We start from the raw sequence: 16,225 nt of genomic DNA, 5'->3' as shown, positions 1-16,225 counted from the left end.
ACCCAGCGGAAGGGGACGACCCATGGCAAAAGTGCCCCTTTCGCTGCGCACCCTTCTGGACGTAAGGTCGGGCGGTGGCTTCCGGGGCACACCACTTGGAGGGACGTATGGGTCGTTCGCTGGTTACCGTCCAGCGGGTCGAAATGGGACTGGAGAGCCAGTTCATCGAGCTGTGGATCGCCCACCGCATCGAGGTGGGGACCACGCGCGAGGCAGCCTGTCGGCTGGCCGCTGACGGCACCCTGCGCAAGGCGTTGGCCCGCCACGACGTGACGGCCTACATGGCGTTCGTCGACGGGATCCCGGCGGGCTACGTCGTCATCGCCGACACGACGCGCAGCCTCCTCGTCGCCGCCCCCAGCGTCTCGATCGACATGCTCTACGTCCACGCCGACTACCGTCGCCAAGGAGTCGGCAAGGCCCTGCTCGGCGCGGCGTCCCGCTACGCGGAGCGAAACGGGTGCGAGCACCTCGTCAGCGCCGTGCCGGCCCAGGACCGCGAGGCGAACCGGTTCTTCGCACGGTTGGGGTTCGTTCCCGAGACCGTGCGCCGTGTCACCTCTTCCGCGACGCTCCAGCGCAAGCTCGTCGGAGAGCCGCGCGCCCAGCGCTACTCCCTCGACAAGGTGCTGCAGCGTCGCCGGGACCTCCGCAGAGCGACGGCCGAGTCGCCGCGAGCCGTCGGCTGAGCGCGGTCAGGCGCCCGGGGCGCGGTCCCGGAGCAGGCAGCTGATCCGGGCCGTGCAGACGCGGCGGCCCTCGTCGTCGGTGAGCACCACCTCGAAGCTGGCCACCGAACGCCCACCGCTGAGCAACGTCGCCGTGCCGGTGACGACGCCGGACCGCGCCGCCCGGTGGTGCGTCGCGTTGATGTCGAGCCCGACCGCGACCCGGTCCTCGCCCGCCACGAGGGCGGCGCCGAACGACCCGAGCGTCTCGGCGAGGACGACGCTGGCTCCGCCGTGCAACAGACCGTAGGGCTGGGTATTCCCCTCGACCGGCATCGTCCCGACGAGGCGCTCCGGACTCGCTTCGAGGATCTCGATCCCCATGCGCTCAGCCAGGGCTCCGGCGCCCATCTTGCGGATCGAGTCGAGGTGCGTGGCAGCAGGCATGCGGCCGATGCTAGCCGCACGGTGCGGGGGACCCGCACGCTGCGTGCCTGTCGGCGCCGGACACTAGGCTCTCCCGGGTGAGCCGACTTCTCCTCCTCGATGGACACTCGCTGGCCTACCGCGCGTTCTACGCCCTCCCCGCGGAGAACTTCTCGACGGTGACGGGTCAGCACACCAACGCGGTCTACGGCTTCACCTCGATGCTCATCAACATGCTGCGCGACGAGCAGCCCACCCATGTCGTCGTCGCCTTCGACAAGTCGCGCCAGACCTTCCGCACTGAGGAGTATGCCGACTACAAGGCCGGACGGGCCCGCACACCAGACGAGTTCGCGGGTCAGCTCCCGCTCGTCAAGGAGGTGCTCGACGCGCTGCGGATCCGCTACTGCGAGCTCGACGGCTACGAGGCGGACGACATCATCGCGACGATCGCCACCGAGGCTGACGAGAAGGGTGTCGAGGTCCTGATCTGCTCCGGCGACCGCGACACCTTCCAGCTCGTCAGTGACAACGTGACGATCCTCTACCCCGTGCGTGGGGTCTCCGAGGTGTGGCGCATGGGTCCCGCCCAGGTCGAGGAGAAGTACGGCGTGCCGCCAACGCGTTACAGCGACCTCGCGGCGATGGTGGGGGAGTCGTCCGACAACCTGCCCGGTGTCCCCGGCGTCGGGCCCAAGACGGCCGCCAAGTGGATCACCCAGTTCGGCGACCTGGCGGGGATCGTCGCCGGCATCGACCAGATCAAGGGCAAGGCCGGCGAGTCGCTGCGGACGCACCTCGACCAGGTGCTGCGCAACCGGCGGCTCAACCAGCTCGTCAAGGACGCCCCGGTCGGCTGCACCATCGACGATCTCGAACGCGCCCAGTGGGCTCGGGAGGAGGTCCACGAGGTCTTCGACCGGCTGGAGTTCCGGGTGCTGCGGGACCGGCTGTTCGCCGATGTCGAGGCGAGCGCACCCGAGGCCGACGAGGGCTTCGACGTCGACGGGGTCGTCCTGGCGCCGGCGCAGGTGCCGGCCTGGGTGGCGACCCACCTCGGCGGACCCGGGCGTGCCGGGGTGTCGGTCACCGGCACGTGGGCGCGCGGCACCGGGGACGCGACCGCGCTCGCCGTGGCCGCTCCCGACGGGGCGGCCGCCTGGATCGACCTCACGACTCTCGACCCGGCCGGTGAGGCCGCCCTCGGCGGCTGGCTCGAGGACGCGGAGCGGCCCAAGGCCATGCATGACGCAAAGGGACCGGTCGAGGCGCTCGCCGCGCGCGGCTGGATCCTGCGCGGGCTGACGAGCGACACCCAGCTCGCCGCCTATCTGGTCAAGCCGGACCAGCGCACGTACCACCTGGACGACCTCGTCCTGCGGCACCTGCGCCGAGAGCTCAGCGCTGCGGTCGACACGCACGGGCAGGGCATGCTCGACTTCGGCGGAGACGCTGACGAGAAGGCGGCGCTGACCGACATGGTGCGGGCGACCGCGGTGCGTGACCTGGCGGGGGTCCTCGACGAGCAGGTGGCCGCGACCGGTGGGGCGCAGCTGCTCGCCGAGGTGGAGCTGCCGCTCATCGACGTGCTCGCGCGGATGGAGCGCACAGGGATCGCCGTTGACGTGGACGGGCTCTCCGAGCTCGAGCAGACCTTCGCCGCGAAGGTCACCCAGGCCCAGCAGGACTGCTGGGACGCCATCGGCGGGGACCAGATCAACCTCGGATCGCCCAAGCAGCTGCAGGTCGTCCTCTTCGAGACGCTCGGGATGCCGAAGACCAAGAAGACGAAGACCGGCTACACCACCGACGCCGATGCGCTCGCCGAGCTCTATGCCAAGACGGAGCACCCCTTCCTCGAGGCACTACTGCGGCACCGGGACGCCGCCAAGCTGCGCGTCACCGTCGAGGGGCTGCGCAAGTCGGTGAGCGACGACGGACGTATCCACACGACCTACCTGCAGACCATCGCCGCCACCGGGCGTCTCTCGTCGACCGAGCCCAACCTGCAGAACGTGCCGATCCGCACCGAGGAGGGACGCCGGATCCGGGAGCTCTTCGTCGTGGGCGAGGGCCATGAAGCCCTCATGTCGGCCGACTACTCGCAGATCGAGATGCGCGTGATGGCCCACCTGTCCGGGGACGCGGGGCTCATCGAGGCGTTCCGCACGGGGGAGGACCTGCACCGCTACGTGGGGTCTCAGGTCTTCGGTGTCGCCCCCGAGGACGTGACGGCCGAGATGCGCTCCAAGGTCAAGGCGATGTCCTACGGGCTGGCCTACGGGCTCTCCGCCTACGGGCTGTCCAAGCAGCTGAGCATCAGCACCGAGGAGGCGCGCGGCCTCATGGAGGGCTACTTCGCGCGCTTCGGCGGGGTGCGGGCCTATCTCGACGAGGTCGTGGCCGAGGCCCGGGGGACCGGCTTCACGGCCACCATGTTCGGCCGACGGCGCTACCTGCCGGACCTCACCTCCGACAACCGCCAGCGTCGCGAGATGGCGGAGCGGATGGCGCTCAACGCCCCCATCCAGGGCTCAGCCGCGGACATCATGAAGGTCGCGATGATCGGCGTCGACCGAGCTTTGACGGAGGCCGGGGCGCGGTCGCGGATCCTCCTGCAGGTGCATGACGAGCTCGTGCTCGAGGTGGCGGCTGGGGAGCGTGACGACGTGGAGCGGATCGTGCGCGAGCAGATGGGCCACGCCGCAGAGATGGACGTGCCCCTCGACGTCAACGTCGGCGTCGGGCACTCCTGGCACGACGCTGCTCACTGAGTCAGGTCAGGCTCAGCTGTCGGTGTCCGCTCGCGCGAGGGATCGGCCTTCGATGGCGAGACCGGCCAGGACGAGCCCGGCTGCGACTACGAGGAGCACCGTGACCACGTCGACGATGCTGGCGTGCCATCGGGCCACGCCGAGCACTGCCACGGCGCTCGCCCCCCACATGGCGACGCCCATGGGCGCGCTCGCCCGAGCCACCCCGGCGTAAGCCAGGACCTGCACCAGGGACAGGCACACCCCGAGGGCGGTAAACCGCCAGAGCAGCGGGCCGACCGAGGCATACCCCTGGCCGCCGACCAGTGTGGCGAGCGGCCCGCCGAGGACCGCGGACGCCACGACACCGCTCGCACCGATGAGAACGGTGATGCCGAGGGCTCGGGTGAGCGCCCATCGGCGGCGGTGGTGCTGCGCCATGCCGGGGTAGAACAAGGTGGCCAGGAAGCTCATCCCCCAGAAGGCCGCTTTGGTGAACAGCGCCCCGATGATGTATTCGCCTGAGTCGTCTGGGGGCAGGTGCACCCTGGCGAGGATGACGTCGATGCTGGAGAGGAAGAACAGGCCCGACGTCGGCACCACCGCGAGGGCGACCGACCGCGCCAGCTGATCCGTGGTGGTGGTCCACCGCGGGACGTGGTCGTGCACACTGGACTCGGGAGTGTCTCGGGCGAGGAGCGCCCAGCTCGGGCGCGTCAGCGCGAGAGCGAGGGCGGCCACGACGAGCCAGCCGCCGGCGAAGAGTCCGATGATGCCCAGGACTCCCGCGCTGAGAGCTGTCGCGACTGTCGCGGCGAGGAACTTGGCCACCCCTGCCGCGGACAGGACGACCGCGAGCGCGGCGAACCTTTCGTGTCCCTGTAGCACGCCCTGCAGGAGGTAGGTCAGCGTCATCGGGACCAGCGAGGCGGCCAGGACGACGACCACAGCGCGGTCCACGTCGAGGATCTGCGCCACGAAGGGCGTGGCCATGACCAGGAGGACCACCAGCACCGTGCTGAGGAGCAGAGAGAAACGGACAAGGGCCGAAGCGGACAGTCCGTGCGTCCGGTCACCAGCTGCTGCGCGAGCAACCATCCGGGCGGCGACCAGTTGGAGACCCAGCGCCGGCACGCTCGCCAGGACGGAGACGTTGATGATCGAGCCCACAGCTCCCAGGTCGGACGTGGTGATGGTGCGGCTCAGGACGGCAAAGAAGGCGTACGACAGCAGGTTCGAGAACAGGGTTCCGACGAGAAGGCTGGCACCTGACCTCGCCACCGTGCGCGGGCGGGCCGCCACCGGCTCGCCGGTCACCGGTCCCCGCAGGGGGTCATCTGGCCGTCGACCGGCCGGTCCCATGGGTGAAGCGCGCGAATCGGCTGTGTCATAGTGCCGAGCATGATTGCAGCCGGGCGCGCGGAGTTGGCGCGAGGTCTGCTCGGCGGCTGTGTGACGTTGGCCATGACGGTGCTGCTGCTCGCACCGGCTTTCGGCCCCGGCCATCTGCTCCACCGGGACTTCATCACAGTGCCCTCCCCATCGTTGACGAGTCGCACCTGGGGGTGGGATGGGTCCCCTCCGCGAGCCGTGCCGCTGGACGCGGTCACCGCGCTGCTGGCACCTGTCCTCCCCACGGGGATGCAGCAACAGATCATGCTCGCGGCGAGCCTCGTTCTCTCCGGTTGCGGAGTGGCGTGGTTGCTCCGTCGCCGAGGGTCCGCGGAGGTGGTGGTGGGGGCGGCTCTGGCGACGTGGAGCCCGTATGCAGCCGAGCGGCTTCTGCTGGGTCAGCCGCCCACACTGTTGGCCTGGTCGGTCCTCCCCTGGGTGCTCGTCGCAGTGAGGGCGAAGACCAGGGGTTGGCGGTGGGTGGGCGTGGTGGTGCTCGCAGCGCTCCCGGCCACACTGACGCCATTCGGCGGACTGACTGTCGCGTCTTTCGCGATCCTCGCAGCGTGGCACATGGGTCGACCCTCGGCGGACCTGATGCGCCTGGCCGTGTCGGCGCTCCTGTGGTGTCTGCCGTGGCTCGTCCCCGCCATCCGGGGCAGCCACGGCGCTGGTGACCCCGACGGTGCCCGCGCGTTCGGCGTCAGCGTGACCGGCGTCGACGAACTCGTCGATATCCTGGGCGGCGGGGGAGTGTGGGCTGCCGCCGCCGACCTCCCGTCGCGCGCCGGATGGCCGGCGCTCACTGCGTCGGGCGTCCTTGTCATGCTGGCGGGACTGGGGGTTGCAGCTCTGGGGCATCATCGGGTTCCCGCGATGACGGCGTTGCTGGGCCCCCCTGCCCTCGTGGCCGCCCTGGCCACCGCGCCTGGCCTCGCGCTGGTCACGGCCGCACAGTCCGTTCCAGGCGTCGCGCTGTTTCGGGACACCCACCGTGTCCTCGGTTTGTCAGCTTTTGCCCTGAGTCTGCTGGCCCCGGTTGGTCTGGGCCGGTTGATCCGCTCTCCCATGGGCAAGGGCGGAGCCCTGTCGGTGCTGGCAGCGTCAGGCGCAGCGGTTGGAGGTGTCGCTCTGGCCGTCCTCGCAGCTTCCGATGCACCGCGACTTCTCCATCAGGCGTACACCAGGGTGACCTTTGTCCCCTCTTGGGAAAGTGTCGTCGACACCGTTGGTGACGGCCATGCGCTGGTCCTGCCCTGGCAGCCACTCCGTCAGACGAGCTGGGCCCGGGGCCAGGTCTTCCTCGACCCGCTTCCCTTGGCGCTACGAGGTCCCAGCACATCGGCGCGGGACCTCACCGTGCGCCGTGGGGAAGCTGAGCTCGTCGTCGGGCAGGCCGACCCCGCTGAGGCGTCGGACTGGAGGAACGGGAAGGTCGACGCCGCCTCGCTCGCGCGCCTGGGGATCACCCATGTCGTCCAGTGGCGCGACACCCCGGGTGTGGCTCTGCAGCCCACCGACGGACTCCTACCAGTCCTGACCACCCGTGAGTTCCAGGTCTGGCATGTGGTCGACACCGCCCGCCGGTCCGGTTGATCTTTTCCTGAACACCAGTAACATACCGGGGAGTAGGGAGCGCAACGTTGCGCCGTGGACCCAGAGGAGATTTTTCGGTGTCGAATCCCCAGCGCGAACGAGGCGGTACGGCGGTCCTGGTCGTGGCCCTGGCCAGCCTGCTCCTAGGCGGCGGCGCGGCCTATGCCGCTGTCCAAGTGGTCGCCGCCCAGGCGCCGAACGACACCGCTGCTGTCGAGACCGGGCCCCAGCAGACCATAGCGCCGACAGTGCTCATCCCCTACGGGGGCTGAGCAGCGCCTCTTCTGCGCCGACATCCCACCCCTCATGCGGATCGCCTTCCTGAACTGGCGTGACCTCACGCACCCCGAAGGCGGGGGTGCCGAGCGTTACGCGCAAACCATCTGTACCGGACTGGCCCAGCTCGGTCATGACGTCGTCCTCTTCTGCGCAGCCCACCCGGGGGCGCCTGCCTCCGAGTCGCTCGACGGCTACCGGGTCGTACGGGCGGGGGGTCGCCTCTCGGTGTATCCCCGAGCGCTCAGCGCGATGCTGCGCGAGGCGCGCTCGCGCGGCAGGTTCGATGTCATCATCGACACCCAGAACGGGCTGCCCTTCTGGTCACCGCTCGTCACCCGTGGGCCGGTCATCGCGCTGGTGCACCATGTGCACCGCGAACAGTGGCCGGTCGTCCTCGGCCCCATCCTTGCTCGGGTGGGTTGGCTGATCGAGTCGAGGATCGCGCCGGCCCTCTACCGCGGCAGGCCGTACGTCACGGTGTCGCAGCGCAGCCGAGACGAGCTCGTGGACCTGGGCGTGGCCGCAGACGACATCCACGTCATCCACAACGGCACGAGTCGGCCTCTGGCCCTGGCGACCGCGAAGGACCGGGACCCGACGTTGGTGGTGCTGGGCCGGCTGGTGCCCCACAAGCGAGTGGAGCTCGCCGTGGATGTGGTTGCACGGCTGCGTGACGAGTTCCCCCGGCTCCAGTTGCGGGTCGTCGGTGACGGCTGGTGGCGCTCTGCCATCGAACGGCACGCCGCAGAGGCCGGGGTGAGCGACCAGGTGCACGTGCTCGGGTATGTCGACGAGATCACCAAGCACCGCGAGCTTGCTCGGGCATGGGTGGCTCTCGCCCCCAGCGCCAAGGAGGGGTGGGGGCTGAACGTCGTCGAGGCGGCGTCCCACGGAGTGCCTACCATCGCCCACCACGGCGCCGGTGGCCTGTCTGAGTCGATCCTCGATGGGCAGACTGGCGTCCTGGTTCATGAGTCAGCCGACCTGGCGGCGGCGGCGGCCCAGCTGCTGCACGACCATGCGGAGCGTGCCCGCCTCGGCGAGGCTGCGCGACACCGGGCACTGGGGTACACCTGGAACGCCAGCGTGGCGCGCTGGCACGACCTGCTGCAGAGCGTCGTCGCAGGGGCGGAGACCTCACCGGCAAAGGCCGAGAGGGAGTCGGCATGACGCACGTCCTGGAGCGCGACGGGTCTGTTCGTCGCTCTCTCCAGCTCTTCCGCGCCTTCCGTGTCGAGCAGACCGATCCCGACCACTTCTACTCCCTGCTTGCCCAGGACTCCGTCAGGCAGCTCCAGCGTTGGATCAGCCTTCGTGACGCCACCGTCATCGACGTGGGGGGTGGGCCCGGCTACTTTGCCGATGCCTTCGCGGCAGCCGGAGCGAGGTATGCGGGCCTGGACCCTGACGTCGGTGAGCTCAACGCCCGTGGCGAAGCCGGCCGCAACATGTTGCGAGCCTCCGGACTCGCCTTGCCGCTCCGGTCGGGAGCCGTGGACGTCGCCTATTCAAGCAACGTGCTCGAGCATGTCCGCACCCCTGAGGAGATGGCCGACGAACTGGTTCGCGTCACCCGACCGGGCGGCCTGGTGTACCTGTCGTGGACGCCTTGGCTCTCGCCGTGGGGCGGTCACGAGACCGCGCCCTGGCACTACGTCGGTGGGCGCCGGGCGGCAGATCGCTATGCGCGACGCAACGGCAGGCGCCCGAAGAACGACTTCGGACGGACCCTCTTCGCATGCTCCGTCGCGCGGATGAGTCGTTGGGCCAACCGCTTGGAGCGCGAGGGACGCGCGGACATCGTCGCCATGCTGCCGCGCTACCATCCGTCGTGGGCGCACTGGGTCATCCGGGTGCCGGGAGTCCGTGAGGTCAGCAGTTGGAACGCGGTGATCGTCCTGCGGCCTCGATGACGGCGGAGCGCTCAGTCTGGCGATTCCGGCTGCTCTCGGCCTGCTTCCTGTTGGCGGCGCTCTGCCTCCACCAGGCGCCGGGACTCATCGTGCCGGACACGAAGCTCGACCTGACCGCCAACCCCGCGTCGTTCCTCAGCAGAGCGCTGACGGTCTGGGACGGGAGCTCGCTCGGCCAGCTGCAGAACCAGGCCTACGGCTACCTCTTCCCCGTAGGCCCGTTTCACTGGTTCCTCGACGTCTTGGGCCTGCCTGAGTGGCTGATCCAACGGCTCTGGTGGGCGCTCATCCTCTGCGTCGCCTTCCTCGGCCTGTGGCGGTTGGGCACCGTCCTGGGCATCGGCACCCCATGGACACGGTACTTCGCCGCGTTGGTATTTGCGCTCAGCCCGCGCTTCCTCAGCGAGGTGGCGATCACGTCGGTGGAGGTCTGGCCCATGGCGCTGGCGCCCTGGGTGCTGGTGCCCCTGGTGGATCCGGCCCCTCGCCCACTCCTCGGCCGGGTCGCTCGCTCGGCGGCGGCGTTTGGGCTGATCGGTGGAGTCAACGCCGTCGCCACGGGGGTCGCCCTGGTCCTCCCGACGCTGTGGCTGCTGACTCAACCGGGCAGGTGGAGCAGGGTCCGCACGTTCGTCCTCTGGTTGGGTGCCTGCCTCATGGCCGCCGCGTGGTGGCTGGTCCCACTCCTGGTGCTCGGCAGGTACAGCCCACCGTTCCTGGACTGGATCGAGGACGCTCGAGTGACCACTGGCACCTCGAGCGCCGTTGCGGCGATCCAGGGGACCACCGCGTGGCTGTCCTACCTGACCATCAACGGACAGGCGAGCTGGCCGACGGGGTGGCTCTTCGCCAGCCAGCCGGTGCTGATCGCCGTGTCCTTCGCCATCGCGATCCTCGGCCTTGCTGGTCTCGCCCGGCGCGACATGCCCGCCCGCGGCTGGCTCCTGACCGCACTTGCGGTCGGCTCCCTCGCCTTGACACTCGGATTCAGCCGATCGGCGCCCGGCCCGTTCGTGGACCAGGTTCACGCCCTTCTGGATGGTCCGCTCGCGCCGCTGCGAAACCTGCACAAGTTCGAGCTGGTGCTGCGCATCCCGCTGGTGCTCGGTCTGGCTCATGCCTCCGCCCGCCTCGTCGAGCTAGCTGACAGCTGGGGTATCAGCAGCATCGTCCAGGCCGTTGCAGCCGCCGTACCCATCGTGGTGATAGCGGCGCCCGGCTTGGTGTCGGCGCTGCCTCGCGCTGGGGCGTACGAGACGATCCCCGCCCACTGGCGGGACGTCGCGAGGTGGCTGGATGCGCAGCCAGCGCCTGGCTCAGCGCTCGTCGTGCCGGCGGCGTCCTTCGCCGATCTCACGTGGGGGTCTCCCAAGGATGAGCCCCTGCAGGCTCTCATGAAGCGCCCCTTGGTCGTTCGGGATGCGGTACCCCTCGGTAGTGCAGGAGCGACGCGTCTCCTCGACGAGGTCGAACGACGCCTCCGCAACGGTACGGGGTCTCCAGAGCTGCGTCAGGGCCTGGCTCAGGCCGGCATCCGCTACGTGGTCGTCCGGAACGACCTTGTTGCCTCGGTCGCCACGGCGCAGCCGGTGGCGGTCCACGAGAGCTTGGACGAAGCCGGCATCAAGCGCGTAGCTGCCTTCGGACCACCGGCCGGCAGCCAGTGGGAGAGCAGTGAGCTCACGGTCAGCGAACGGACCCTGCTGCCGTATCCCAGCGTCGAGGTCTTCGACGTGGGATCCGCGAGCGCGGTGCGCTATGTCCCGGTGTCGAAGGTGACCACGCTCATCGGTGGTCCAGAGGACGTCTTCAGTCTGACTCCGGCCCTTTCTCGATCGAGTGCCCTGGTGCTTCGGGAGGATGGTGAAGCGGCCGGTCTGACCCCCGTGAACGAGGTGCTGACGGACGGGCTGCGCCGTCGCGAGGTTGCCTTCGGGCGGCCGAGCAACAACACGTCCGAGACCTTGGCCGCCGATGCCGAGGCTCGCAGTCGGAGGAAGACCATCGACTACCTGCCCACCGGTGCCCGCCCATCTGCGGTACTGGAGTGGCAGGGCGTCGCGGCCGTCGATGCGTCTTCGTCGGCTTCGGACGCAACGGCGACGCTGCCACTCGGCCCTGGCCACTGGCCGGGAGCTGCGCTGGACGGCGACCCGACCACTCGGTGGGTGTCCGGGGAGGTCGGACGGGGCGTCGGCGCCTGGCTCGATGTCCAGTTCCTGGAGCCCCGTGATGTGCGTGGCACGACGATCGTCCTCTCAGGACAGTCCACCGTCGAGGCGATCCCCACACGCGTCATGGTCTCGACCGATGCCGGGAGGATCGAGCAGGAGGTGCGGGCCGGTGGTGAGTGGCGACTCGAGGTCCCGGAGGGACGCACGGCTCGCCTCCGGATCACCCTCACAGCCGTCTCTGGAGCCGCCGACGGCGCCTTCTCGATCGCCGAGCTTGACGTGCCGGGCGTGCAGCCGGAACCTCGCATCGTCACCACCACGGCAGCTCGAGGTGCACTGAACCTCATCGCCTTCCGGGTGCAGGACGGGGGCAGCTCAGGCTGCCACTTCGCCGGTTCCCGTCCGCTCTGCGCTGCATCCAGTGTCGTGGCCGGAGAGGAGGTCGCTGGGATCAGGAGAGGTTTCACCACGGGAGACCGCGGCCAGTACCGGTTCGCGGGCGAGGTGGTGCCGCGGCCCTCTGCGAGTCTGGACGCGCTTCTCGATCTGCCAGGAAGGGCCACTGCCACGGCGAGCTCGCGTGCCGTCCCCGGCCCGGCGGGTCGTCCGGCAGCAGTGCTGGACCGCGATGTCGGAACGGGCTGGGTAGCGGGGAGTGAGGACGTTGCACCAACGCTACGCGTGACTCTGCCGGGTGCCCGTCGCCTGACCGGCCTACAGGTCCTGGTTGATCCAGCGCTTGCTGCCAGTCGCCCGAGTCAGGTGATGGTCACGCTCGGGGACCGGCGGAGAATCAGCCTGCCGGTCGACCGCGAGGGCTACGTGCGGTTCCCGGCCACCAGGACGGCTTCCGTGACGATCACGTTCACCGGATCGCAGCCCACCACCAACGTGGACGCACGCACCGGCTGGCGATCCGTCCTTCCCGTCGGGATCTCGGAACTTCGGCTGATCGGGGCGGAGGACCTGCGAACGCCGCTGGACCCGGGCGCGTTCGTCGGATCGGAGTGCGGGCTGGGCCCTGACCTGCGGGTCGACGGAACCCGTTACGAGACGCAGGTGAGGGGGACTGTGGAGGACGTCCTCCGCGGATCCCCTTTGTCCTGGGAGGTGTGCGGCGCCGGTGCGTCCACTCCCGTCAGCCTGTCGGCCGGCCGGCATGTGCTGATCGCAACCGCCAGTGCGGAGTTCCTGCCAAGCTCCGTCCTGCTCAGGAAGCGAGCCGTTCAGGAGGGTGAGCACGGGCAGGCGGCACCAGCCACGCCTCCGGTCCGAGTGGTCGTCGAATCGGACCGCGCGCGAAAGATCTCGGTCGGCGCGCGGGAGGAGACTGGTCTCATCGTGATGCCGCACAACTTCAACGACGCCTGGGTGGCCACCACGCCGGAGGGAACCGAGTTGCAGGCAGTGCGGGTCAACGGCTGGCAGCAGGCCTGGGTAATTCCGGCCGGTCCGGCGACCATGATCGGCCGTGAGTTCGTCGCCCAGCGGCCGTATGCCCTGGGGTTGGTCGTCGGAGCGGAGCTCCTGCTCCTCATCCTCTTCGCAGCGGTGCGCCGTTGGTCGCGAGACGACGTCATCCCGGTGAGCAGCTCCGGAGGGGGCCGGCTGGCGGCTGCGGTCGTCGTGGTCGCGGCGCTGTTGAATGCCGGCTGGGTCGGCTGCGTCGCAGTCCTGGCCGCTGTCGGCATCCACCTCGTCAGCCGCCACCTTCGGCCAGTCGCGGGCCCGGCCATCGTCACCGCTGGATTCATTCTCGCTGTGGCGGTGATGCTGGATCCCTGGGGTGCCGGCGGTGCTCAGCTGACCTCGGCGTTTGCTCAGTTCGTGGCTTGGCTGCTGCTCGTTGTGGTGGGGACCTCCGCAGTGACAGGCGGCGAGATCGGGCCGGTTGGCACCTCGCCGAGGGACGCCTGAGCCGAGGGTGGTCGACCGACGGACGGAACCTGCGGCGCGCCCCACCGGTAGCGGCGCCCCCATCGCATGACCGGGAGCTCGACGAACCGATGGCTCAACCAGGCCATGGGGAGCGTCAGTGCCGTGGTGAGGATCAGGAGCTCGACGAACTGCCCGTCGAAGGTTGCGTGGCCCAGCATTCGCTCGGCGAGATCGAGGGCGATCAGGTGATAGCAGAAGATGCCGTACGAGATTGCGCCCAGCTGACGCGTGGCGCTACCTGTCAGCGCCACGAGGGAGTGGGAGGCCGCCGGCCCGGATCGGACGGCGGGGAGGACGAGCAAACCCCCGAGGATGGCATAGCCCAGGTTCTTGACCACCGCCGCGCTCAAGGTCGGCTCGGCAAGGTCCAGCGGTCCGGCAAGCCGAGTGGACAGGACGAGGTAGAGCGCCCCGGCAGTGCCGTAGCAGGTGCCTGGCGAGCCGGCCAGGTGATCCAGCCATCCTGCTCGTCGGACGCCAGCGGTGCGGGCAGCATTCCAGACAGCCAGGCCCATCCCGACGCCGAACCAGCCCAGGAACGCTGGGAGCCACAACCCCCGGTGGCCGGCGCCCTCGTCGACGTGCACCCAGACGATCCAGGCCACGGCGGCGGGAATGGCGACCAGAAGGATTCGGCTGCTTCGCGCAGCCCATGAGTGAGCCGTCCCGGGGACGCGCGCCAGGAGCACTGCGATGAGCGGCAGGGCGAGATAGAAGGCGATTTCGGTCGACAGGCTCCACATCTGGGTCAGGCCCGGGACGGAGGCGCTTGGCGTGTAGATCTGCGTGAAGGTGGCGATGCGCAGGTACTCGTAGGCGTCGATGGTTGGGTCCCGCATGAGCAGGGCTGCGCCGAGGACCGCCAGCCAGAAGGCCGGCAGGATGCGCAGACACCGGTGCATGAGGTAGCGCGTCAGCACGGGACCGGGGCCGCCCGTCATCCGGCTCATCGCGTGTGGGCGATAGAGCAGGTAGCCAGAGATGACGAAGAAGAGGGCAACCCCCGCGTCCAGCCGGGACAAGAGGCCAGCGGCCGGCCCGTTCAGTGAGGCGCCCGAGTGGAAGCCGACATGAGTGGTCAGCACGGCGAGCGCGCCGACGGCCCGCAGGCCATCGAGAGCGGCGAAGCGGGTGGGTTCGACGGCCTGCGCCGCGCCGCCCATCACTGTCTGGGCCATACGGTCCCCCTTCTCGCCTCGGTCACGCACACGGCACCACCTTGGACGACCCGGACCTCGATGTCACGAACACGCGGGCCCTGGGAGTAGATCCAGAGGCGGTTCAGGCCCTGACCAATGCTCACCTCGCGGGGCTCCCCGTCGAGCATGACCTCCAGCCGGGCCGGCCGGTCACTGAAGTGACCCAGGGCGAGCGGCTGCTCCTCCAGGTCGACGGACACCGGAAGCCGGATCCGGGCGGGGGCTCCGGGCCTGGCCAGCCAGCCGCAGCCCGGGTCCGGTCCGGCTCCCGCGTCGAGAGTCACGTCCTTGAGGTCTGCCGGACGGAGGACGCCGAGCCCGTCGAAAATGAGCAGGTCCGAGGTCGTGGTGTTCCACCGGATCGGCAGGCGATGGTCAGCGAGCACCCGCGAGGCGCGCGCCTCCGACCCGAAGATGCCGCCGATCACGTCCTCCGGGACCGGGCCGTCGTGGACGTCGAGTGCGCCCTTGTCGGCCACCTGCCGGGCCGCCTCCACGGCCCAGGGGCCGGACCCCCTCCGGGACGCGACCTCGGTGAGCGCCTGCTGCGCGATGGCCGCACTGTTGGCGAACACGGCCACAGCCACACCGACGAGGATCGGACCACGGTCGCCGATGCGCTTCACCAGGGGATGCTGCGAGGCGTCGCTGCCCATGGCGCAGGCCCCCGCAGAGAGGGCCGTGACGATCAGTGCCTCGGTGAAGTAGCGAGGGTCGCTGGCCTGCGCGGGACCGAGGAGGTCGAGGCGCGTCATCGAGACGACGGCCGCGTCGACCAGGAGAAAGGCTCCTGTCGCTGCCGAGGCAAGAACCAGCCGCCGGGCGCCGCCGACCGCGAGGAGCACCACCCCGGCCAGCAGGACGAGTTGCACCGCGACGAAGACCGCCCCTGCCGGAGGCGCAGGGGTGAGGGTGTCCGTCCCCGCCGTTGCGCGCCACGGCCCCCCCGCCAGCGCCGTGACGAACGAGACGACGGAGTGGCGCAGGGCTGCGACCTTGTCGTCAGCGGCTACCCCCGTGCTGCTGAACTGAGCGGCCAGGTCGATCCGATTGAGGTAGACGGCCAGGTAACCGACGGTGATGACGACCCAGACGACAATGACCCGATGCAGGCTGCGGGTCACGTCCAAGAGGACCGCACGGAGCGGACGCGACCCCCGGCACGCAGAGACGACCAGGGTGACGGCGAAGGCTGCGGCCGGCACGACGAGCGCCTTCTCCCAGAAGAGGAGGCCGAAGAGGTACACCGCGGCCGTTGCGGCCAAGGTCGTCGTTCGTTGCCGGCGTCGATACCGGTCGACGAGCCACACCGAGGCCAGGACCGAGATCTGAAGGGGTAGTGACTGGAGTGCGGCTGCCCACCAGAGGGTGGGGGTGACCCACATGGGAGACATCAACAGCAGTGACGTCGGGAGCAGAGTGCCCCAACGAGCGCCGAACAACGCCAGGCTGGTGCGAATGACCAGCATGACCTTGAGCGCCTCCATCACCATCACGATGCTTGCCGCTGCCCACCACCTGTGACCAGACAGCTGCGCCACGGCATCGGCCACGAGGAACGCCCCGGGCATGAGATGACCGTGGTAGTCCTGCAGCAGGTAGCTCATCCCGAGGGTGGAGACGTCGGCGCTGTACAGGTAGAGGAAGTCGTCCTGCCAGAAGTACGCCTGGGACAGCTGCCAGGCCCGGTATGCGAGGATCACCGCGCCGAGTGCCCAGGAGGCGGACACGGGGCTCCACGACACGGCCGGCTGGGCGGCGGGGGTGACGTGCGGCACGTTGGACATCCTGCCTCGATCTGGGTCGTGAATGTTGACCGGGACGCTGCTAGGCTTCCGGCGGTAGGTTACCAGCGCGTATCCTGCATCCGACAGCGTCGTCACTCAA

General features: G+C 69.6%; 11 protein-coding genes. 7 read left to right on the top strand and 4 right to left on the bottom strand.

Annotated elements, in window-relative coordinates; all coding sequences use genetic code 11:
• Positions 1-143 precede the first annotated feature (143 nt).
• Positions 144-689 (top strand): GNAT family N-acetyltransferase, encoded by a 546-nt coding sequence (locus OO014_RS01290; RefSeq protein ID WP_272460420.1) that lies wholly within the window; start codon positions 144-146, stop codon positions 687-689.
• A 6-nt stretch (positions 690-695) separates the two neighbouring features.
• Here OO014_RS01290 and OO014_RS01285 read toward each other — a convergent pair whose 3' ends face one another.
• Positions 696-1,115, bottom strand: coding sequence for a PaaI family thioesterase (locus OO014_RS01285; RefSeq protein ID WP_272460419.1), 420 nt, complete (start codon positions 1,113-1,115; stop codon positions 696-698).
• 77 nt (positions 1,116-1,192) lie between these two features.
• Between OO014_RS01285 and polA the strand changes: the two genes are divergently transcribed.
• Complete coding sequence (polA, locus tag OO014_RS01280; protein WP_272460418.1) at positions 1,193-3,868, top strand: DNA polymerase I; 2,676 nt, start codon at positions 1,193-1,195, stop codon at positions 3,866-3,868.
• Between the two features lie 12 nt (positions 3,869-3,880).
• On the opposite strand, the gene OO014_RS01275 is transcribed toward polA, so the two are convergent.
• Entirely contained in the window at positions 3,881-5,164 is a 1,284-nt protein-coding gene (locus OO014_RS01275; protein ID WP_272460417.1) for an oligosaccharide flippase family protein, read from the bottom strand.
• Between the two features lie 84 nt (positions 5,165-5,248).
• Here OO014_RS01275 and OO014_RS01270 point away from each other — a divergent pair, with 84 nt between their 5' ends.
• From OO014_RS01270 to OO014_RS01250, 5 genes are all read left to right on the top strand, one after another.
• Positions 5,249-6,835 carry a hypothetical protein gene (locus OO014_RS01270; RefSeq protein WP_272460416.1) on the top strand — a complete coding sequence of 529 codons (1,587 nt, stop codon included), beginning with the start codon at positions 5,249-5,251 and terminating at the stop codon, positions 6,833-6,835.
• Between the two features lie 77 nt (positions 6,836-6,912).
• Entirely contained in the window at positions 6,913-7,107 is a 195-nt protein-coding gene (locus OO014_RS01265; protein ID WP_272460415.1) for a hypothetical protein, read from the top strand.
• Positions 7,108-7,141: 34 nt separating this feature from the next.
• The gene (locus tag OO014_RS01260) at positions 7,142-8,284 is read left to right on the top strand and encodes a glycosyltransferase family 4 protein (protein ID WP_272460414.1); all 1,143 of its coding nucleotides are present in this window, start codon (positions 7,142-7,144) and stop codon (positions 8,282-8,284) included.
• Positions 8,281-9,027 (top strand): class I SAM-dependent methyltransferase, encoded by a 747-nt coding sequence (locus tag OO014_RS01255; RefSeq protein ID WP_272460413.1) that lies wholly within the window; start codon positions 8,281-8,283, stop codon positions 9,025-9,027. The genes OO014_RS01260 and OO014_RS01255 overlap by 4 nt, the downstream gene beginning before the upstream one ends.
• Positions 8,994-13,118: an alpha-(1->3)-arabinofuranosyltransferase gene (locus tag OO014_RS01250; protein WP_272460412.1), complete on the top strand. Its 4,125-nt coding sequence runs from the start codon at positions 8,994-8,996 to the stop codon at positions 13,116-13,118. Before OO014_RS01255 ends, OO014_RS01250 begins: the two co-directional genes overlap by 34 nt.
• On the opposite strand, the gene OO014_RS01245 is transcribed toward OO014_RS01250, so the two are convergent.
• The gene (locus OO014_RS01245; protein WP_272460411.1) at positions 13,022-14,317 is read right to left on the bottom strand and encodes an acyltransferase family protein; all 1,296 of its coding nucleotides are present in this window, start codon (positions 14,315-14,317) and stop codon (positions 13,022-13,024) included. The genes OO014_RS01250 and OO014_RS01245 overlap by 97 nt on opposite strands.
• The gene (locus tag OO014_RS01240) at positions 14,302-16,125 is read right to left on the bottom strand and encodes a hypothetical protein (RefSeq protein ID WP_272460410.1); all 1,824 of its coding nucleotides are present in this window, start codon (positions 16,123-16,125) and stop codon (positions 14,302-14,304) included. The genes OO014_RS01245 and OO014_RS01240 overlap by 16 nt, the downstream gene beginning before the upstream one ends.
• Positions 16,126-16,225: the final 100 nt, after the last annotated feature.

Origin of the sequence: Intrasporangium calvum (genome assembly GCF_028446585.1) — a bacterium.
In the GTDB taxonomy this organism is placed as follows: domain Bacteria; phylum Actinomycetota; class Actinomycetes; order Actinomycetales; family Dermatophilaceae; genus Intrasporangium; species Intrasporangium calvum_A.
This window is presented reverse-complemented; position numbering and strand designations above follow the sequence as displayed.

What these genes read in the sequence shown, in the direction of transcription:
- OO014_RS01290 (WP_272460420.1), top strand. Translation starts at nt 144, where the DNA reads ATGGGACTGGAGAGCCAGTTCATCGAGCTGTGGATCGCCCACCGCATC.
- OO014_RS01285 (WP_272460419.1), bottom strand. Translation starts at nt 1,115, where the DNA reads ATGCCTGCTGCCACGCACCTCGACTCGATCCGCAAGATGGGCGCCGGA.
- OO014_RS01270 (WP_272460416.1), top strand. Translation starts at nt 5,249, where the DNA reads ATGATTGCAGCCGGGCGCGCGGAGTTGGCGCGAGGTCTGCTCGGCGGC.
- OO014_RS01260 (WP_272460414.1), top strand. Translation starts at nt 7,142, where the DNA reads ATGCGGATCGCCTTCCTGAACTGGCGTGACCTCACGCACCCCGAAGGC.
- OO014_RS01255 (WP_272460413.1), top strand. Translation starts at nt 8,281, where the DNA reads ATGACGCACGTCCTGGAGCGCGACGGGTCTGTTCGTCGCTCTCTCCAG.
- OO014_RS01245 (WP_272460411.1), bottom strand. Translation starts at nt 14,317, where the DNA reads ATGGCCCAGACAGTGATGGGCGGCGCGGCGCAGGCCGTCGAACCCACC.
- OO014_RS01240 (WP_272460410.1), bottom strand. Translation starts at nt 16,125, where the DNA reads ATGTCCAACGTGCCGCACGTCACCCCCGCCGCCCAGCCGGCCGTGTCG.